The sequence below is a fragment of the Lacticaseibacillus porcinae genome (assembly GCF_003946305.1).
GTDB classification, from domain to species: Bacteria; Bacillota; Bacilli; order Lactobacillales; family Lactobacillaceae; genus Lacticaseibacillus; species Lacticaseibacillus porcinae.
Window position 1 is genome coordinate 43336 of the sequence record NZ_RHNS01000003.1, and the last position, 19569, is coordinate 62904.

18 protein-coding genes are annotated in these 19569 nt (G+C 46.5%); 5 read left to right on the plus strand and 13 right to left on the minus strand.

What is annotated here, in order from left to right:
- Window positions 1–25 precede the first annotated feature (25 nt).
- The 4 genes from EKM92_RS03935 to EKM92_RS03950 are packed head-to-tail and all read right to left on the minus strand — an operon-like array spanning window position 26 to window position 3613.
- Window positions 26–1039, minus strand: a complete 1014-nt coding sequence (locus EKM92_RS03935) for an L-threonylcarbamoyladenylate synthase (RefSeq protein WP_125708098.1) — start codon at window positions 1037–1039, stop codon at window positions 26–28.
- A gap of 21 nt (window positions 1040–1060) precedes the next feature.
- On the minus strand, window positions 1061–1894 hold the full coding sequence (gene prmC / locus EKM92_RS03940; protein WP_125708100.1) for a peptide chain release factor N(5)-glutamine methyltransferase: 834 nt from the start codon (window positions 1892–1894) through the stop codon (window positions 1061–1063).
- On the minus strand, window positions 1887–2966 hold the full coding sequence (prfA, locus tag EKM92_RS03945; RefSeq protein WP_125708103.1) for a peptide chain release factor 1: 1080 nt from the start codon (window positions 2964–2966) through the stop codon (window positions 1887–1889). Before prfA ends, prmC begins: the two co-directional genes overlap by 8 nt.
- Before the next feature lie 44 nt (window positions 2967–3010).
- A complete protein-coding gene (locus tag EKM92_RS03950) occupies window positions 3011–3613 on the minus strand; it encodes a thymidine kinase (protein WP_056962276.1) in 603 nt (200 codons plus the stop codon).
- Between the two features lie 172 nt (window positions 3614–3785).
- Between EKM92_RS03950 and EKM92_RS03955 the strand changes: the two genes are divergently transcribed.
- Window positions 3786–5129, plus strand: coding sequence for a Mur ligase family protein (locus EKM92_RS03955; protein WP_125708520.1), 1344 nt, complete (start codon window positions 3786–3788; stop codon window positions 5127–5129).
- A 48-nt stretch (window positions 5130–5177) separates the two neighbouring features.
- Here EKM92_RS03955 and EKM92_RS03960 read toward each other — a convergent pair whose 3' ends face one another.
- On the minus strand, window positions 5178–6107 hold the full coding sequence (locus tag EKM92_RS03960; protein ID WP_125708105.1) for an L-lactate dehydrogenase: 930 nt from the start codon (window positions 6105–6107) through the stop codon (window positions 5178–5180).
- Between the two features lie 315 nt (window positions 6108–6422).
- Here EKM92_RS03960 and EKM92_RS03965 point away from each other — a divergent pair, with 315 nt between their 5' ends.
- A complete protein-coding gene (locus tag EKM92_RS03965) occupies window positions 6423–8012 on the plus strand; it encodes an APC family permease (protein ID WP_125708107.1) in 1590 nt (529 codons plus the stop codon).
- A gap of 233 nt (window positions 8013–8245) precedes the next feature.
- On the opposite strand, the gene manA is transcribed toward EKM92_RS03965, so the two are convergent.
- Both manA and EKM92_RS03975 read right to left on the minus strand, forming a co-directional pair.
- Window positions 8246–9217: a mannose-6-phosphate isomerase, class I gene (gene manA / locus EKM92_RS03970; protein WP_125708109.1), complete on the minus strand. Its 972-nt coding sequence runs from the start codon at window positions 9215–9217 to the stop codon at window positions 8246–8248.
- A gap of 36 nt (window positions 9218–9253) precedes the next feature.
- The gene (locus EKM92_RS03975) at window positions 9254–10228 is read right to left on the minus strand and encodes a serine hydrolase domain-containing protein (RefSeq protein WP_125708111.1); all 975 of its coding nucleotides are present in this window, start codon (window positions 10226–10228) and stop codon (window positions 9254–9256) included.
- Window positions 10229–10357: 129 nt separating this feature from the next.
- Between EKM92_RS03975 and EKM92_RS03980 the strand changes: the two genes are divergently transcribed.
- Window positions 10358–11104: a flavodoxin family protein gene (locus tag EKM92_RS03980; protein ID WP_125708113.1), complete on the plus strand. Its 747-nt coding sequence runs from the start codon at window positions 10358–10360 to the stop codon at window positions 11102–11104.
- Between the two features lies 1 nt (window position 11105).
- On the opposite strand, the gene EKM92_RS03985 is transcribed toward EKM92_RS03980, so the two are convergent.
- The 5 genes from EKM92_RS03985 to EKM92_RS04005 form a co-directional block, all read right to left on the minus strand.
- Entirely contained in the window at window positions 11106–11288 is a 183-nt protein-coding gene (locus EKM92_RS03985; protein WP_125708115.1) for a hypothetical protein, read from the minus strand.
- Window positions 11289–11402: 114 nt separating this feature from the next.
- Window positions 11403–13283 (minus strand): ABC transporter ATP-binding protein, encoded by a 1881-nt coding sequence (locus tag EKM92_RS03990; protein ID WP_125708117.1) that lies wholly within the window; start codon window positions 13281–13283, stop codon window positions 11403–11405.
- Window positions 13283–15010, minus strand: coding sequence for an ABC transporter ATP-binding protein (locus EKM92_RS03995; RefSeq protein ID WP_125708119.1), 1728 nt, complete (start codon window positions 15008–15010; stop codon window positions 13283–13285). The genes EKM92_RS03990 and EKM92_RS03995 overlap by 1 nt, the downstream gene beginning before the upstream one ends.
- Window positions 15003–15650 (minus strand): TetR/AcrR family transcriptional regulator, encoded by a 648-nt coding sequence (locus tag EKM92_RS04000; RefSeq protein WP_125708121.1) that lies wholly within the window; start codon window positions 15648–15650, stop codon window positions 15003–15005. The genes EKM92_RS03995 and EKM92_RS04000 overlap by 8 nt, the downstream gene beginning before the upstream one ends.
- A 188-nt stretch (window positions 15651–15838) precedes the next feature.
- Window positions 15839–16510, minus strand: coding sequence for a histidine phosphatase family protein (locus EKM92_RS04005; RefSeq protein ID WP_164509889.1), 672 nt, complete (start codon window positions 16508–16510; stop codon window positions 15839–15841).
- A gap of 117 nt (window positions 16511–16627) precedes the next feature.
- Here EKM92_RS04005 and EKM92_RS04010 point away from each other — a divergent pair, with 117 nt between their 5' ends.
- Together EKM92_RS04010 and EKM92_RS04015 are read left to right on the plus strand one after the other, a co-directional pair.
- On the plus strand, window positions 16628–16948 hold the full coding sequence (locus tag EKM92_RS04010; RefSeq protein ID WP_125708125.1) for a hypothetical protein: 321 nt from the start codon (window positions 16628–16630) through the stop codon (window positions 16946–16948).
- Window positions 16941–17120 (plus strand): hypothetical protein, encoded by a 180-nt coding sequence (locus EKM92_RS04015; protein WP_125708126.1) that lies wholly within the window; start codon window positions 16941–16943, stop codon window positions 17118–17120. The genes EKM92_RS04010 and EKM92_RS04015 overlap by 8 nt, the downstream gene beginning before the upstream one ends.
- Before the next feature lie 47 nt (window positions 17121–17167).
- On the opposite strand, the gene EKM92_RS04020 is transcribed toward EKM92_RS04015, so the two are convergent.
- A complete protein-coding gene (locus EKM92_RS04020) occupies window positions 17168–19249 on the minus strand; it encodes a cation:proton antiporter (protein WP_125708128.1) in 2082 nt (693 codons plus the stop codon).
- Window positions 19250–19569: the final 320 nt, after the last annotated feature.

Consider the following 19569-nt stretch of genomic DNA (forward strand, 5'->3'; position numbering starts at 1 on the left):
TAGCTTCAGTATACCAGAACGTTTTTCACTTTGCAGGTTTAAAGTGTTCGTTCCCAGCAGATTTTAATAGGCGGTTCATGTAAGCGGCACCGAGGCCAACAGCCGGAAAGGCTTGCGCCAGCACTAAGGTCACTGTCGGATGTAAGTCAAACCACCGCAAGCCAGCAAACAGCGCATGCGTCGCGCTTTGAATGTCAGTCCCTAATGAAAATTGTGGCGTTGCCTCTGGCACTTGCGTCAAAATATCATCTGTGGCGAGCACACCAAAAGGTTGATTTTGGGTGGCGACCCATTTTAACGCTTCAGGGAATTGTTCGGGATCGTCAACAATCACCACTTGTGCCGTCGGGGCATAATGTTTGTACTTCATGCCAGGCGCTTTAGGCGTTTCGTTGGCGCCGACATGATGCATTTCGGAATCAACGGTGCCGATCACTGGATATAATTCTTTGGGACCGATCGCACCAGGACGCAAGATCGCCACTGGATCCACCGTTAAATCAACGATCGTCGACTCCACCCCGACTTCAGTGGGACCATCATCTAAGACGCCAGCAATTTCCCCGTCAAAATCATGCAATACATGATCGGCAGTAGTTGGTGAAGGTTTGCCAGACTTATTGGCAGAAGGACCAACGATCGGCACCCCAGCTTCGGCGATCAATTCGCGTGTCAGTTGGTTTTCAGGCATTCGAAACGCCGCAGTGTCTAGACCACCCGTCACGGTTTTGGACAATGACCCTGGATGAATGGTTAAGATAATGGTTAATGGTCCAGGCCAAAAAGCATCCATCAACTTCCCCGCTTGTGGGGTGATATCGGCAAACTGTGCCACCATTTCACGACTCGACACCGTGACGATCAAAGGATTATCACTTGGGCGGCCTTTGGTGGTGTATACCGATTTAGCCGCTTCGGCATTGGTGGCATCAGCCCCTAGCCCATAAACAGTTTCTGTGGGAAAAGCGACTAATTCACCACGACGCAATGCCGCGGCAGCTTCTGGGATCGTCGTTTTATTAAAGCGTTTGGTTTCCAATTCAATTGCTTCCCTTCTATATTAAAAGGTCAATTTCACCATACGAGGATGACCTGCAAGATCTTGACGAAATTCAACTTGGGCTTGCGGTAAGGTCTCAGCAAAAAGTGTCGCTAATGCTGGCTGTTGGTGATAACCAAATTCTAAATAAACTTGTGAACCAGGGTGAACATGTTTTGGCAATTGTGCACAAAAGCGTTCAAACAACGCCAAACCATCGTGTTCTGCAAATAAAGCCAAATGTGGTTCATAAGCTTTGGTACTTTCATCCATGACCGCTTCTTCTTGGTGAGAAATATAAGGCAGATTTGAAACGATGCGGTCAAACTGTTGGTCGGCGACTGCGCTGAATAAATCACTTTGCTTCAAGGTGACATCAACGGCCAAGCGTTCAGCGTTTTGTCGGGCAATGGCAAGCGCGTCAGTTGACACATCGACCATTGTCACCTTCAATTGCGGACATTGTTGTTTTAAGGTAATGCCGATCACACCACTACCAGTCCCAACATCCAGTAAGGTGACGGCATCCCCTACCGTTTCTGCCACCCACGCCACCAATTCCTCAGTTTCAAATCGAGGGATCAATACCGCAGGCGTCACCTTGAAATCATTCCCGTAAAATGGTGCCAACCCGATAATATATTGCGCGGGTTCATGTTGCAACAATCGCGGGATCGCCGCTTCAAACGCTTGTGCCACCGCGTCTGGCATGGCGTCGCGGCCATGAATTTGCAGTTGCGTCGGGGTGAAATCACCGAGATATTCTAAGACATAACGCGCACTATCAGGATCAATACCTGCTTTTTCAAGCAAAGAAGACGCCCCAAGGAGCGCCTCATGATAAGTCTTATTCACCGATGGACTCCAACTTCTTGGCTTGATCGGCTACGACTAAGGCATCGATAATTTCACCTAAGTCGCCGTTCATGATGCGATCGAGTTTGTTCAAGCTCAACCCGATACGATGGTCGGTCACGCGGTTTTGTGGATAGTTGTAGGTCCGGATCCGTTCGGAACGATCCCCAGTCCCAACAGCAGTTTTCCGCTTTTCAGCATATTCGGATTCGTTTTGACTTTCATAATAGTCATATACCCGCGCCGTTAAGATCTGCATCGCCTTTACGCGGTTTTGTTGTTGGGAACGTTGGTCTTGCATGGTGACCACGATGTTCGTTGGAATATGGGTCATCCGCACCGCAGAACTGGTTTTGTTGATATGCTGACCACCGGCACCACTGGAACGGTAGACATCGGTGCGAATATCTTTAGGGTCGAGTTTTAAGTCGACTTCATCATATTCAGGCATCACGCCGACAGTGGCGGTACTGGTATGGACGCGACCAGCAGATTCAGTTACTGGGACCCGTTGGACCCGGTGGGCACCGGATTCATATTTAAGTTTTGAATAAACAGAATCGCCAGTGATCATCACGGCAACTTCTTTGTACCCGCCGACTTCAGTAGGGTTTTCGTCGATGATCTCAAGCTTCCAGCCTTGGCGTTCGGCGTATTTCATGTACATGGACAACAAGTCAGCGGCAAACAAGCTCGCTTCATCGCCACCAGCAGCACCGCGAATTTCCATAATGATGTTTTTGTCATCGTTAGGGTCTTTTGGCAACATTAAGACTTTGATTTGGTCTTCAAGTTGTTCGAGTTCAGGACGTAATTCTGCTAATTCTTCTTTGGCGAGTTCTTCCAGATCTTCATCTTTAGATTCGCGCAAAACTGATTCTGCTTCATCGAGATCAGCTTTGGTTTTCTTGTAGTTTTGATAAGCAGCCACGACTTCGCGCATGCTACCTTCTTCTTTAGACAATTTTAAGTAGCGATCAGTGTCTTGAATCACTTCTGGATCGCTCATCAGTTCTTGTAATTCATCATAACGGTCTAACAAACCGTCAAGTTGGGCTAAAATCTTATCCATAATTCCTCCGTGAATGGCTTAACAATCGACGTTGGGCAACATCGCTAGGACTTGCTCAGTCGATATTCCGCCAAGTTTTCAGGCGGAAAATAATAATGATGGCGGCATACTGGGTAATAAGACTCATTGCCACCGATTTGGATCTGTTCACCAGCATACACTGGTTGGTCATCATGCACCCGCAAGTTCATGATCGCCTTTTTGGCGCAGAACCAGCAAATGGTTTTCATTTCTTCAATTTTATCTGCGTATAACAGCAAATATTTTGAGCCTTCGAACAATTCATTTTTAAAATCATTCTTCAACCCAAAAGCCATCACTGGGATCTTGAGTTCGTCGACGATCCGCGCACATTCAAAGACATGATGTTTTTGCAAAAACTGTGCTTCATCGATCAACACACAATATGCATTGGCATCCAACTGTTGCACCAGATCAAAAACATTGGTGTCTGCGGCAATCGGCGTCGCTTCTCGTTGCAAGCCATGAATGCGACTGGCGATCATCCCCACGCCTGAGCGATTGTCCAACGCGGAAGTTAAGATCACCACGGATTTGTTTTGTTCTTCATAATTATGTGCGACTTTCAAGATCTCAATAGACTTGCCTGAATTCATCGCCCCGTAGCGGAAAAATAGCTGCGCCAAGTGGATGCCTCCTTGATTGAAAATATACCTCAACTATTATAACGAATTTTCACTCGAAGTAACAGCGCAATTCACAGCGAAGCGATTAACCTAGTGAAACCCGCCAATCGCTTGGCAGCTGTGGTAAAATAAATGCAACTAACCTGAGAGGAAGAGCACATTGGCCCATTCAATCACTTTCAAAAGCCGCGTCGCGATCATCGCTGGGCGGTTCAGCTACTGGTTTTTACACACATTTATGAAAGGCGGCAGCTCCCTTCCTGGTAAAATCGCCCGGCGGATCGATCCTGATGTTTTGCAAGCATTAGGCCGCGACTATGATGTGGTGATCGTCACTGGCACCAACGGGAAAACCTTGACCACCAATTTGATCACCAAAGTCCTCGATCAAAAATATCAAGAAGTCCTTACCAATCCCACCGGTTCAAATATGATGCAAGGGATCATTACTGCCTTTTTAGCCAAAGGGAAAACTGGCAAACGTCGATTAGCCGTGCTTGAAGTCGACGAAGCCAACGTGTTGCCAGTATCGCAATACTTAACCCCTAAAGCTTACGTCATGACCAATATCTTCCGCGATCAAATGGATCGTTATGGGGAGTTCTACACCACCTATGAAAAAATTCTCGCCGGCATTCGGTTGCATCCCACAGCCACGATCATTGCCAACGGTGACGCTCCGATTTTTTCGTCACGAGAACTGCCTAATCCATGGCGCTACTACGGCTTTGCCTTAAGCGAAAATCAAAATGACGACCAAGTCGCCCCACCAAATACTGATGGTGTCTTATGCCCTGTCTGTGAACACATCTTGCACTACCACGGGATGACCTATTCCAATTTAGGGAGTTTCTTTTGTCCACACTGCGGCTTTAAACGCCCTGAACTCGCCCATGCCGTCACTGCAATTTCAGATCTGACGCCAACCAGTTCCGCTTTTGCCATTGATGGTCAGGCGTTGACCTTAGGGATCGGCGGCATGTACAACGTTTACAACGCCTTGGCTGCGTACTCTGTTGGTGCCGAATTTGAGGTTCCGGCAAATGCCGTCGCCAAAGCCTTCGCCTATGATGAAAAAGTCTTTGGTCGCCAAGAAGAAATCAATGTCGACGGCAAAAAAGTCACCTTGATCTTGGTGAAAAATCCAGTCGGTTTAAACGAAGTCCTGGCCATGATCCAACGGCAACCTGATCACTTCGGCTTAGGCGTGTTACTCAACGCCAATTACGCTGATGGCACTGACACTAGCTGGATCTGGGATGGGAACTTTGAAGAACTCGTCGCCTCAGGTCAAGCCACCACTTATTTAGTCGGTGGCGAGCGTTACAAAGACATCGCCTTTCGGATGACCGTTGCTGGCGTGGAGGACTTAATCGAAAAGCCTGACCTCGGTGACGTGATCCAACAAGTCAAACAAATGCCTGAAGATCACGTTTACTTGCTGGCAACTTATACCGCAGTGTTACAACTGCGGAAGAAACTTGCCGACGGTGGCTACATCAAACAAGGCTTCTAAATTGAAAACGGCGGCTCGACATTGACTGTCGAGCCGCTGTTTTTGACTTTATAGCACGGCTGCTAAGTTTTCTTTCAACACTTGTGCTGAGTCTGCTAAACGCTTTTGATCATCAGGGTTCAAATCAAGTTGCAAAATTCTTGCTAACCCATCGCCACCTAAAATCACCGGGACGCCGATCGATACGCCAGATAATCCATATTCCCCATCTAAGTGCACTGACATCGCAAAGGCTGCTCGTTCATCATTGAGGATCGCTGCAGTGAGGCGCGTCAACGATGCGGCAATGCCATAAAAAGTGGCGCCTTTTTTCTCAATGATCGAGTAAGCCGCAGTTTTAACGCGTTCACCGATGGCTTCACGATCTTTAGCAGCGCGTTGACCAGTAACAAATTGTTTGATTGGCTGCCCACCGATGGTCGTGTAATCCCACACTGGAAATTCGGAATCACCATGTTCACCCATGATATACCCATGCACTGAGCGCGCATCAACGTTATAACGGCGACTGATTTCTGAACGCAACCGCGCAGAATCCAAAGCAGTCCCAGAGCCTAACACATGATTCTTCGGCAACCCAGTGAGCTGCAGCACCAACTCAGTCAGTACATCTACAGGGTTTGAAGCCACTAAAATGATGCCGTCAAAATGATTGGCCATGATTTGGGTGGTGATCGATTTAATGATGCTGGCATTTTTTTGGAGCAGTTGTAGCCGGGTTTCACCAGGCTTTTGTGCCACCCCTGCTGTGATCACGATCAGATCTGCATATTGGGCATCAGCATACGTGGCAGCATAAATATTTTTTTGCCCAGTGTAAGGTAAGGCGTCGACCAGATCTTCGACATCCCCTTGTACCCGAGCGGCATTCACGTCGATTATCCCTAAACTTCCGCCGATCCCTGCAGTCAGTAAATTAAAAGCGTAACTAGAGCCGATCGCTCCGTCGCCGATCAAAAGAATGTTTGCTGTTTTCATGGTTGATTCCTCCTTAGCTTTAGTATAGCGCTTTCAGTCGTTGTATTAAAGCAAATTCATATCTGTATTATTTTTAAAAGGAAATTTACTAAGTTATCATTAGTTTAAGTGTAGTAACGGCAATTGTGTGTTATTGAGGATGCAACAAATTGTACCGAAGTTTAAACGATCCCTTGGTTTCAAATAATTAAACGATTGCTGTGCTCCCTCAGCAAAGCTGTCACCTGTCTGTGCGATATCGGAGAACGTCAAAACGTGACAGAAGTTCACAAAACGCGTACACTGAAAACATCTTTGAAAACACTGGAGCAAAACATGCATATTAAAAAAATCTCCCTGTTTCAATCGGTGATGTTGGCCTTAGGCTCATTGATTGGATCTGGCTGGCTGTTTGGCGCTTGGGAAGCCACCAAAATCGCAGGGCCTGCTGCCATCATCTCTTGGTTAGTTGGTGGCTTAGTCATCGGCATCATCGCTTACACTTACATCGAAATCGGTGCCATGTTCCCAGAAGCTGGCGGGATGAGCAAATATGCGCAATATTCTCACGGTTCCCTGTTAGGATTCATTGCAGCCTGGGCCAATTGGGTGTCATTGATCACCTTGATCCCCATTGAAGCCGTCGCCGCGGTTCAGTACATGTCCACATGGCCTTGGGCATGGGCAAAATGGACGCATCATTTAATGAATCATGGCGTAGTCACCAATGTCGGATTATTGGTCGTGTTTGGTTTTATCATCATCTTCACCTTGTTAAATTATTGGTCAGTCAAAGTCCTGACCCATTTCACCAGTTTGATTTCGATTTTTAAAATTGGGATGCCACTGTTGACGATCATCTTGTTGACTTTGTCAGGCTTTCATCCTCAAAATTACGGGACTTCTTGGCATGAGTTCTTTCCATATGGCACTAGCGCGATTTTTAGTGCGACCAGTGCCGCTGGGATCATTTTCTCATTTGACGCTTTTCAAACGATCATCAACATGGGCGCTGAAATCGAACATCCAGAAAAAAATATCCTCCGCGGCATCACCATTTCTTTATTGATCTCAGGCATCTTATACGTGTTGTTGCAATCGACCTTTATCACCGCTGTGCCGACGCATATTTTACAAACATCTGGTTGGAACGGTTTGAACTTCACGTCACCATTTGCTGATTTGGCCATGTTGTTAGGGTTGAATTGGTTAAGCGTGCTCCTTTACATGGATGCTTTTGTTTCACCATTTGGTACTGGGGTTTCCTTTGCTGCCACGGCGGCACGCGCATTGTTTGCGTTAGAGTCCAATCATCATCTGCCACACTTCTTAGGGAAGCTCAATCCCAAATATCGCATTCCGCGGATGGCAATGCTGGCAGATACCGTGCTTTCGATCGTCATGGTATCAACTTTCCGGTCATGGGCAGTGCTAGCGACAGTGTTATCAACTGCCACGTTGATTGCTTATCTCACTGGTCCGGTGACTGCCGTTTCCTTACGCAAGCTAGGAGCTCATTTATACCGGCCAGTGCACTTGAAGCGTTTGCCGATCATCGCCCCGATTGCCTTTGTGTTAACTAGCTTAGCGGTGTATTGGGCAATGTGGCCGACGACAGTGCAAGTGATCTTGATCATTTTAGTCGGCTTACCATTTTATTTTTATTATGAATGGAAAATGGGGTTCAAAGAATTGCGTGCTGCCATTAAACCTGCACTTTGGATGTTTGGGTATTTGATTTTTATCTCGGTGATGTCTTATGCCGGTGCCCATCAATTCAACGGCGTCAACTGGATCCACTATCCTTGGGATTTCTTAGTGATCACCGTCGTCAGCTTCGGCTTTTATCAATGGGGGATCCACTCTTGGACCACCAGTGATTTATCAGCCGCAGAAAAAGTTAATCAACGCGTTTCTCGCGACTAAAAAACTCGCCATTTGTTGGCGAGTTTTTTAGTGGTGCTTAAAGTATCGATACGCTACGATTCCTAACTCTACGACAAACGCAGCAATGAACAAGTAAAAGCCAATCACAAACGCTGCATCAGGATAACTCACTGTCATGGCTGACTCCTTTTTGTCACAGTATTCCAAATTCGCGGTTAGTTGTCAAGATAGGGATGTATAAAAAGCGCCGTTTGCACGACGCTTCTAGAACATTAAGCTTCTTCGCCTGGTTCAGAAGTGATGATCTCCATGTCACCAGAGAATTCCCAAGCTTTGATTTGGTTCGGGATCAAGAAATGGGTGCCTTTCTTAATTGGGAAAGACTTGCCATCAGCAGTAAATTCACCATTACCTTTTAAAACCGACACCAAGGTGTAAGGGGCTTTTGGTGTTTGGTGCAGCTTGCCGTTAAGTTCAATACGTTCAACGGAGAAGAATGGTGAAATTGGCGCTTGGACATACGTGGTGATCGTGGCATCATCTTTTTGTTCCGTTTGAATATCAAGCTTTGGATCAACAGATGGTACCGTGGTGGTATCGATCGATTGTTGTAAATGCAATTCACGTTTGTTGCCTTGGGCATCAGTGCGATCATAATCGTATAAACGATAAGTGGTATCAGAAGATTGTTGGGTCTCTAACACCATGATGCCTTTATTCAAGGCGTGAATCGTGCCACTTGGCACATAAACGAAATCTCCAGTTTTAACTGGGACCTTCCGCAATAAGTGGTCCCAATCACCTGAATGGATCATGTCAGCAAGTTCTTCGCGGGTTTTGGCGTGGTGGCCATAAATTAAGTAGGAACCAGGTTCTGCGGAGATCACATACCAACATTCCGTTTTCCCAAGTTCACCTGGTGCTTCATGCGCTGCGGCATATGCATCATCTGGATGCACTTGGACAGATAATGAGGCGTTCGCATCCAAGATCTTCGTTAACAATGGGAACACTTTAGACTTTTGGTGACCAAAGTAATCTTGATCATCAGCCCAAGCTTCAGTCAGCGTTTTGCCGGCTAAAGGACCGTTTTCGATGGTTGATGGGCCATTGGGATGTGCAGAGATTGCCCACAATTCACCGATTTTGCCATCAGGGATCTGATAGCCAAATTCAGTTTCGAGTTTGCGGCCACCCCAAATTTTTTCATGAAATACAGGTGCTAGGAATAATGGTTCAGTCATTGTACCCTCCTGGAAAACATATATTCTTTACTGCTTTCATTTTACCACGTCTTGGAGATATTGCGCGACGATCTCGTCTCTTCGCGCCAAAAAGTCTGCGTTGACTTGTGGGTGAACGCGATTAGACAACACGATCAATGCCTGTTGCGTTTGCGGTTGCATTAGCCAAAAGCCACCAGTATAGCCGGTGTGATACAACCAAATGCCGCCGCTGGCATCATAGCGCAAGTCCCAGCCAAGCGTTCGGCCACCAGCAAAATCTTGCGTCAACGTTGAAAACGCCGCCGCTGGAAAAGCAGTCGTTGTGCGTTGACCAAAGGCATATTGCGTGTAGGTGATCAAATCTTGTAAGGTTGCAAATAACCCTGCGGAGCCTGCATGCTCGCCTAAAATTCGGGCTTTTGGATCATGGACGATACCTTGCAACAAATGACCGTTAGCATATGTGGTTGGCACTGTGTTGCGGGGATCAGGATGAAAACTAGCACCAGTGAGTTGCAAAGGGTTCAACACACGCTGTTGGATCAAGGTTTGGATCGGCGCCTTAAATACATTTTCCAAAGCCCAGCCAACCAGCAATAAATTAAAATCCCGATACAACACCGTTTTCGGTCCTGTTGGCTTTAAAGTGTCGATCAACGCTTGTCGCAACGCTGATGCTGAAAGCTCATCACGGTGGGGGATATAGCTTTCTAAGCCACTGGTATGTGTCAACGCCTCGCGGAAGGTGGTGTTTGGCTTAAACTCCGGCAGCCAGTCATGGATCGACTGATCGAGCTTAACCTGACTTGCTGCTAACGCCTGCAAAAAGACAGTCGTCGTCCCCAACACTTTGGTCAAACTAGCCAAATCATAAGTCATCCCTGGCCGCAGCGGCGCCGTTTGAGGTACCCACTGAGCCTCCCCGATCACTTCAGTCCAAACTTGTTGTTCATCCATGATGGCGGCAGATAACCCTGGCACCACCTGATCAGTGACTAATTGTTGCAACATGCGCTTTGTCGGCGTCATTTTTCCACTTCCAATCTGGGTTTCATTTTACCACGGGATAAAAATATTTGTTGGAAGGGTATCTAAGCGCGGTGTTGGCGCGTTGACAAGCAGATGACGACTTGGTAGTTTCAACTTGAGGTGTTGAAAATGCATACAGTCGCATTGTTCGGCGGACAGGATCCGCATGGGCTCACCGCCCAGTTGCCGCAACAATTATTAAATGCCATTGATGGCACCACAGAATTTATCGATTTGAATCCGCTGGTGTTGCATCCTGATCGACCAAATCAACCTAATGTCGCCTTAGACGCATTGGAACGTGAACTTGCAAAGGCCGATGTCTGGATCCTAGTTAGCCCAACCTACTATGGCACCGTGGCTGGTCCTTTGAAGCAAGCATTAGATTGTCTACGCCCGCGCATCATTCGCATGACCTCAAAAGGCGATTCCTTACCAGGCAAGTATCGCGGGAAAGTTTACTTAACCATTTCAAGTTGTTTTGCTAGCGGCTTTGACAATACTTTCACCCATCAAACCGACGCATGCTTCAAAATGTTAGACAAAGCCATGAGTACCGCCGGTTTGCGCAAAGCCGGTGAATTGGTCTTGCCAAATACTTGGGGCATGACCGCAGTGCCTGAAGCCAAGCAACATGCTGCAGAAAAACTCGCAACGACTTTACCCCGCCGTGTGCGAAAGGATGATGAAACGATGAAACGCTATGGATTATTATTTGTCATGGTTGCTGTGATGGCCTTTGCCACCATGAGTTTACAATTATTGTTACCACTATCAGGATTTTGGTGGAACTATATTAGTTTTGTGATTATTTTCTTTTGCTTATTAGCAGGAATCTTACACTACGCCACGTTTATGCGCCACAAACACCGCTGATTCAACGCTGTTTTCTGATGGCCTGAAAAACTGCGATCACGATGATGGCGACAACCACCAAGAAGATCCCCCAACCAACTAATGGAAAGTGCCGCAGGATCAACAACCACCCCAGTACGATCAAAATCCCGAGCAATAAACCTCTGGGATCATGCATTTGCCGATTTAACCAGTTATTATTCACGTCAACCACTCCTTTTACTTGTAGCATACGCCAAATCCACCGTCAGTCATCCGCCTGACGATGGATTTTTTTGGAAGAAAAAGCCCTCAAATCTTTCGACTTGAGGGCCAAACGTTAAATCGCGACATTCCCAGAGAATTGAGAATTATATAAATCAGCATAGAAGCCATTGGCTGCCATTAAGTTGTCATGGTTCCCGGTTTCGATAATGGAACCGTGATTCATCACAATGATGTTATCAGCATCACGAATCGTTGACAAACGATGGGCGACAACGAAGCTGGTGCGCCCTTTCAACAAGCGACTCATCGCATGTTGAATGTGCACTTCAGTCCGCGTATCCACAGAACTAGTGGCTTCATCCAAGATCAAAATGTCAGGATCGGCGACAAACGCCCGGGCAATGGTCAACAATTGCCGTTGCCCTTGGGAGATATTTGATGCAGATTCATCTAAGACGGTGTTGTAGCCATTAGGCAATTGGCGCACAAAGTTATCCACATGGGCTGCTTTAGAGGCTGCGAGAATTTGTTCATCCGTCGCGTCTTCATTGCCATACTTCAAATTATCCCAAATCGTCCCAGTGAACAACCAAGTATCTTGTAAGACCATCGCAAAATGACTCCGTAAGTCTTCTCGAGACATATCCCGCGTATCCACACCATCTAAGCGAATCGAACCGCCTTTGACGTCATAGAAGCGCTCCAACATGTTAATGACCGTGGTTTTACCAGCGCCAGTTGGACCGACGATGGCGATCATTTGACCAGGTTTAACTTCCAAGTTGTAGTCAGTCATTAACAATTCGGAACCATCATAACCAAACTTCACATGATCCATCACTAACTTGTTAGGATCATTTTCAACAGCTGGCAAGCCAGAAGGGTTGTCTTCCATGTCTTTTTCATCAAGCACTTCAAAAACACGTTCTGCAGAAGCGACAGTGTTTTGAATGGTGTTGGCCAAGTTCGCTAATTGGGAAATTGGTTGAGAGAACTGCTGGGTGTATTGCAAGAAGGCTTGCACATTCCCTAAAGTGACGGTCCCATTCGTCACGCCGATACCACCGACAATGGCGACAAAAACATAACCGACGTTGTTTAAGAAATTCATCAATGGCATGATGACACCAGAAACAAATTGCGCTTTCCAAGCGGCAGAGAAGAACTTTTCGTTTTCTTCATCAAAAGCCTGCATCGCAATTTCTTCACGGTTAAAGGACTTCAACACCACTTGACCCGCGAAGTTTTCTTCAACTTGGTTGTTCAATAACCCTAAGGCCTTTTGTTGCGCCGCGAAGAAGCGTTGCGACTTTGGGGCAATGATCCCGACAACCACCAAAGATAATGGAATGGTGATCAACGCGATCAACGTCAACTTCCATGAAATCGACAGCATCATCCACAAGGTCCCAACAAAAGTGAACAAGCTGGTGACCATTTGCGTCAATGACTGTTGCAAAGTTGAGGCGATGTTGTCCATATCGTTGATCGCCCGCGACATGATATCCCCATTGGAATGGGTATCGTAGTAGTTGATCGGGACGCGCTTCATTTTGTCTTTGAGTTCTTTACGTAAATCATAAACGGTACGTTGGGCCACTCGCGTCATGATGTATTGTTGCAAGAAGCTGAACAACGCGGAAGCTAAGTACATCAAGATAACGGTGATGACAATGTGTTCGATTTTAGTGAAATTGATCGGAAATTCGGTCAATTTGATGCCGGCTTTTTGTTCCGCGACACCTTTCATGTAACCTTTAAAGATTTCCGTCGTGGCATTCCCTAAAATCTTTGGGGTTTGAATTTGGAACACCGTTGAGGCGATCGCAAAAATCAAGACAATGAAGATGCCCCAAATGCGACTTTTCATATAACCGAATAAGCGCGTCACAGTGCCCCAGAAGTTTTTCGGCTTTTCAACTAAGCCAGCACGACCACCAGGACCATGGCCCATGCCGCCATTTGGTCGACTGGATTGTGATTTTTCTGCCATTAGGCTTCATCCCCCTCTCGAATTTGTGATTTGATGATTTCTTGATAGGTGGTATTGGAGGCTTTGAGTTCATCATGGGTGCCACGACCAACCATTTTACCATCGTCTAAAACCACGATGGTGTCAGCGTCTGCAACCGTGGAAACCCGCTGGCCAACGATGACTACCACACGTTTGGAGATTTGTTCATCTTCACGCAACGCTTGGCGTAAGTTGGCATCAGTCTTGAAGTCCAATGCTGAGAATGAATCATCGAACACATAGATGCTGGCGTCTTTGACTAAGGCACGCGCAATCGCTAAACGTTGACGTTGACCACCAGAGAAGTTACCCCCACCTTGTTCAACGTGATAATCCAAACCTTCAGGATTTTCTTCGATGAAATCACGTGATTGGGCAATCTCCAAGGCATGCCAGATTTGATCATCAGTGGCATCAGGATTCCCATACTTCATGTTGTCGCGCACAGAACCAGAGAATAAAACAGCTTTTTGCGGCACGAAAGCAACTGCTTGATGCAACGTCTTTAAGTCGAGATCTTGTACTGGCGTCCCATTCACTTTCACGGCGCCTTTTTCGACGTCATAAAAACGCGGGATCAAGTTGATCATTGTGGTTTTACCAGAACCGGTACCACCGATGATTGCTAAAGTTTGACCAGCTTTCATATCGACATCGATGCCAGATAATGCCGGTTGTTCAGCACCGTGGTAGCGAAAGTCCACTTGGTCAAATTGTAAGCTTGGCGTATCGCCTAATGCTTTAGGATCTGCTGGCGAGTCGATGGGACTGGATTGATCTAAGACTTCGTTGATCCGCACTGCAGAAGCTTGCGCACGCGGGATGAACATTAAGATCATGGCTAACATCATGAAACTCATGAGAATCTGCATCGCGTAAGTCATAAAGGCGATCATGTTCCCAGTTTGCAACGCTTGTTGACCGATCAAATGACCGCCCCACCAAATAATCGCGATGTTAGTTCCTGACATGATCAACGTCATCACTGGCAATGCCAACGCCATGATGGTGTTAACCTTGACCGCGTTTTGGGTGTAGTCTTGGTTGGCCACATCAAACCGTTGTTGTTCAAAGTTATCTTGACGGAAAGCTCGGATGACACGCACACCAGTCAAACCTTCACGGAAAACCAAGTTGATCTTATCAGTTTTTTCCTGCATTTTGCGGAACAATGGCACCGCAAACTTCATTAAAATACCGACGAAAACCAACATGATCGGAATGACAACTAAGAAAATCATCGTCAAGGCATGGTCTTTTTGATAGGCTAAGAAACTCGCGCCCACTAACATGATCGGCGCCATGATCATCATCCGCAAGATCATCATCCAAGCATTTTGCAGCTGGGTGACATCGTTAGTGGTCCGGGTGATCAATGAACTGGTACCAATGGTGTCCATTTCGTCATGAGAGTAGTTTAAAACTTTTTTGTACACATCATGGCGAACATTTTGACCGAGTTTTTGGGAGGTGCGAGAAGCAAGGAATACGTTGCCAACCGCAGCCAAGATACTCAGTAAAGAAAACAAGATCATCTTGATCCCAGTTTGCCAGATGTAATTAACATCCCCGTTGGCCACCCCATTGTTGACGATATCTGAGGTTAAATTCGGTAAGTATAAACTGGCGATGACTTGCACCACCATGAATAAGACTGCCCCGAGGACTGCCACTGCCGACATGCGGCCTTTGGCAAGTTTAATCATGTGCTTCCTCCTTTTTAACTGCGCCGTACTTTAGCCATTGAAGCAATTGTGCCATGCGCTTCTTCAAGGCCAGAACTGAAGTTTCCTCGCCATCAGCTAAGTGATTATAGTAATAACCCATGGTTTGCATGAACAACCCTAAAACGAGGTGCACCAGCATGCGTACTTCTTCATCAGATTGTAGATCAAGTTGGGTGCGATCGATGTGCTCGACTAACAAATCAACCAGTTGGCCTTTGCCTTTCGGGTGATGCATGCCAGGGCTGAGCTTAGCCGCAGCGTGAAAATCCATATACATAAAGACATTTCGGTAAAACGGTGCATATGGCCCATCGACTAACGCATCGATCGCCTTATCAAATAAAATCGCCGCAGTGGCAAAAAAATCACCTTTTTGTTCGGTGATGGTTCGTTGCATCCAGCCTTCTGCATTTTCACGCATCCGGTCTAATAGGTAGAAGAAAATATCACTTTTATCTTCAAAATATTGATAGAAACTGCCTCGAGGAATGCCTGCATCTTTAATGATGTTTGAAATGCTGGCATCGGCAAACGGCGCACGGGTGAATTCTGCATAAGCAGCTTTGACTAAGCGCATCCGTTTTTCTTCAGGCAGTCGGAAAAATGTCGGTTTTGGCATAAGCGACTCCTTTCTGACATTATGCTCACAATAAAAGCGTTGATTTTGTAAAAACAATCAACGCCGTGAGTACACTCGCGGTTCATGACAATCTGTCATGTGACAACTTGTCATTATACGCGGGTCATTTTAAATTGCAACAGTCTTTAGTCTGATTGGACTATTTTCTGTAAATGATTTCGGGTCAGCTACGCATCAGCTTTCGCGAGATCACTGGCAGTTGTCAGATTCACCCCGCGTACTTGCCAGGTGCCATCAGCGACATCAATACGCGTCACGCTGGCATTTTTCAATAAACTTGCTGGCAATTTCTCTGGTGCGAGTAAATCGACCATCGTACTTAAAAACACCCCGTGGGCCACCACCAAGACTTTGGCTGCTGTCGGTTGTGCCGCGACAATTTGTGCAAAACTGGTTTGCACCCGCAATCGCAATTCAGGTAAGGTTTCCGCTTGTTTGGTCGGATCCATTTTTTCAAAATTGCGAATTAATTGGGCAAACCGTTCACCACGGGTCCAAGCATGAGTCATGGTTTTCACGCCGTAACGCGCCACTGATGCCGAGATCAGTTGACTATTAGTGACGCCTTCTAAGCCGCCGAAATAATATTCCCGCAAGCCGGCGCGACGATGCAATTTCACCCCTGGGTGTTTTGCTAAAATGATTTCAGCAGTATCCACGGCGCGAATGCGATCAGAGCTATAAGCCGCATTAAACGGCACATCAGCAAGCAATGTGGCAGTAGTTTGCGCTTGTTGGCGACCTTTTGGCGTCAATGGCATATCAGTGATCCCTTGTAATTGATTATTTTGATTCATTGGGGTTTCGCCATGGCGAACCAAATATAATTGAATAGTCATGAGATATCCTCCATGGATTGAGAAATCGGTTTCATCAACTTGATTTTGTTCTCGCTTAATTTTCATGCTATCATAAATGCGATAGTTCCCAAACAGACTAAAGTCGGAGGCCAAACTGTGAAAATTGCACCAATCTTATTAACTTATTTACACACCCACCCTAGCGCCTATCAAATCGTCGCTCGCGGCTTACAAAATGTGGTGGCCTTCAGCTTACCTGATACGATCATCTTTCCTTATCAACATGACGTCTTTCCAGATGACCGCTTAGAAGCCACACGATTAGATGATGATTTCATTCCTGATCATCCAGAGTTGATCAATTGGTTGGCCCAACTGATCGATCCTGACGAACCACCAATGCCACAAGAGCTGTGGCTAACGTTGAGTCACATCACTGAAGCGCAACATAACTTCATCGAGGTCAGCTTTGAATAAAGCGACACAAGCGATGTTGCAGCGAACGATTCAAGCCAGCATCCTCGCTTTTTTGTTTTGGATCGGTCAAAGTGTGATGGGATGGCCTTGGTTGTTGTATCTCAGCATTGCCACCTTAGTTTATGCCATCATCACCTTATTATATGCCTTATTCTTATGGCACCAACAATAAAAAAGCCATTCATCTTGATTTTTACAATCAAAATGAATGGCTTTTCATTATGCTTCTTCAGCGCTTAAGGCGGCTGCGGTTTCTGTATTATTGACGGCTTGGCTCAAGTGTTGTGCCAAATGGGCATCGATATACCCTTGAGTCAATAATTCATGAATCGCCGCGCGCTCTGCCGCTAATGCGATCGCACGCAACTGTTGCAGTTGGCCTTCATATTGTGTCGACTTATGCGAGGCGACTGCTTTGACGCTGGCGATGCGATTGCGATATTGCACGATCAACGCGTAAATCACCTGACGATTGTACTGATGATGCCTTTGATCCGGACGTTTCAAATATGCGGATAAATACTTCAACCCACCTTTAGCAAGATCTTTTTCCAAAGTAAGCTTGGCCAGATCTTTTTCACTATGAGTGCGATGACTACCAACCAAACGCTTCGAGGTTTGGATGAAGCTCAAACGCCACTTCGCCAGATGCATTCGTAACGTTTTATGACCACTGTGTTGCAACATTGAATCAATATCTGCCCGACGATTGACTAAATGCCGTTTGACTTTGGCGTAAAGCCTAGGCTCTAAGGTTGCTTTTTGAGCCGCTAAAGTTTGGAGTTCACCGTCTAAGCCGATGCCACGTAAGATCAGTTCATCTTTAATGATCGGCGGAATGTCATCTTCTGAGGTATCGGCTTGAAGATCGACGCGGCGGATCAAGTTTTGATACTCAGTAATCAAATCTAGTGCTGGCTTTTGATTGCCTTCGCGACGTTCTGATTCAATGCGGCGTACTGCCATTTGATATAAGAAGCGCTGCGCTTGGGCCATAGTCAATGCGCGAGGGGCGTTTGCTTCCACTTCATCTTCATCAGTGGACACCGTAGAGCCGCGTAACGTGATCGGTGTCCGGCTTGCCGTTAACCATGGCAACCCGATCACAGCGACGACCAAACTTAAAATCACAAATCCAGCTGCAATAAACAACATGAGATGCCGTGCAGGAAAAGCACTGCCGTCTGCTAAGGTCAACGGCACTGCTAAGACCCCGACTAAGGTGATGGCACCACGGACGCCTGACAAGCCTGATAATAACGCGGTTTTAAACCCCACTTGATCTTGATGCCCTAGGCGTTGATACCCCCACACCCAAGCGATCCGCAAACCAAGCACAACCAGATAGATCAATACGACGTCAAACAACGCTTGAAAAGTGTTCACATCACGAGCGGCGATCGTCGCATGCATCGCCACTGGCAATTCAATCCCAAGGATCAAAAAAATGATCCCATTAAGCAAATACACCACAATATCCCAAGTGCGCTCCGTCACGATCCGCAATTCAGGTAAAGCTTGAACATAACGATTGCCACGGGCATTGTTTAACAAACCTGCAACCACCACAGCAATCACACCGGAAGCATGTAGGCCTTCATCGACTGCTAAGTAGATCAACAATGGGGTCGTCAAATTCAAAACCGTATGCAAGATCACATCGTTGATGCCTTGGTGTAATAACCATACCCGCAAAGCATTAAGGACCAACATCATGACCAACCCAGCGAGTGCCCCAACAATCGCGACAAAGAAGAAATCGCCTACTGCTCGCGTCGCCACAAAACTACCAGTGACAGTGGCGGCAATGCCGTATTTGAAACCGATCAACCCACTCGCATCATTGATCAAACTTTCGCCACTGACCAAATGCAAAATACTTTTCGGCAAATGGACACGCTGAGCGATCGACTGTACAGCGATGGGATCTGTGGGGCTTAAAATCGCGGCTAACGCTAAGCTAGCAGGCAATGGTAACGCTGGGATCAGCCAGTGAATGAAGAAGCCGCCGATAAATGTGGTCGCAAACACCAAGAAAATCGCATTGCCAATGATCGGTCCGCGCATCGCCCATAATTCACGTTTGGGAAAATGCCTACCATCATTAAACAGCAAAGGTGCAGTGAACACTAACATAAACCAATCGGTGTTCATCGCCACTTCAACATGAAAGCACAACGCCACCACGAGGCCTAAGGCAATTTGAATCAATGATACTGGCACTGCGACGAGATAATGGCTGATCACATTTGAGGCGATCACCAATACCAATAACAAAATGATTGCTTCGATCAGATGCATTGCAGGCTCCTTTCCAATCATTTTTTGTTTTCAGTATACCATTGCGACGCCAGTGTCCAAATTTTGAACATACAAAATCCACGAAACTCAATTGAATTTCGTGGACCTTCGCAGTTCAACGATTTTTAAATTAGGGTTCGGTCTGCTCACTCACTCAAGGGATTTGGTCGATACCTCTATTACACTTACTGGCGCCGGTATCACCTTGCCAAATCAGCTTGCTTCCCGTGTCGCCACGAGGCGGATCATCCGTTGATGCCTGCCTAATCGCCATTGCGATCAGTATCGATACTGCAATGTCGTGAGACCAAACACTGATG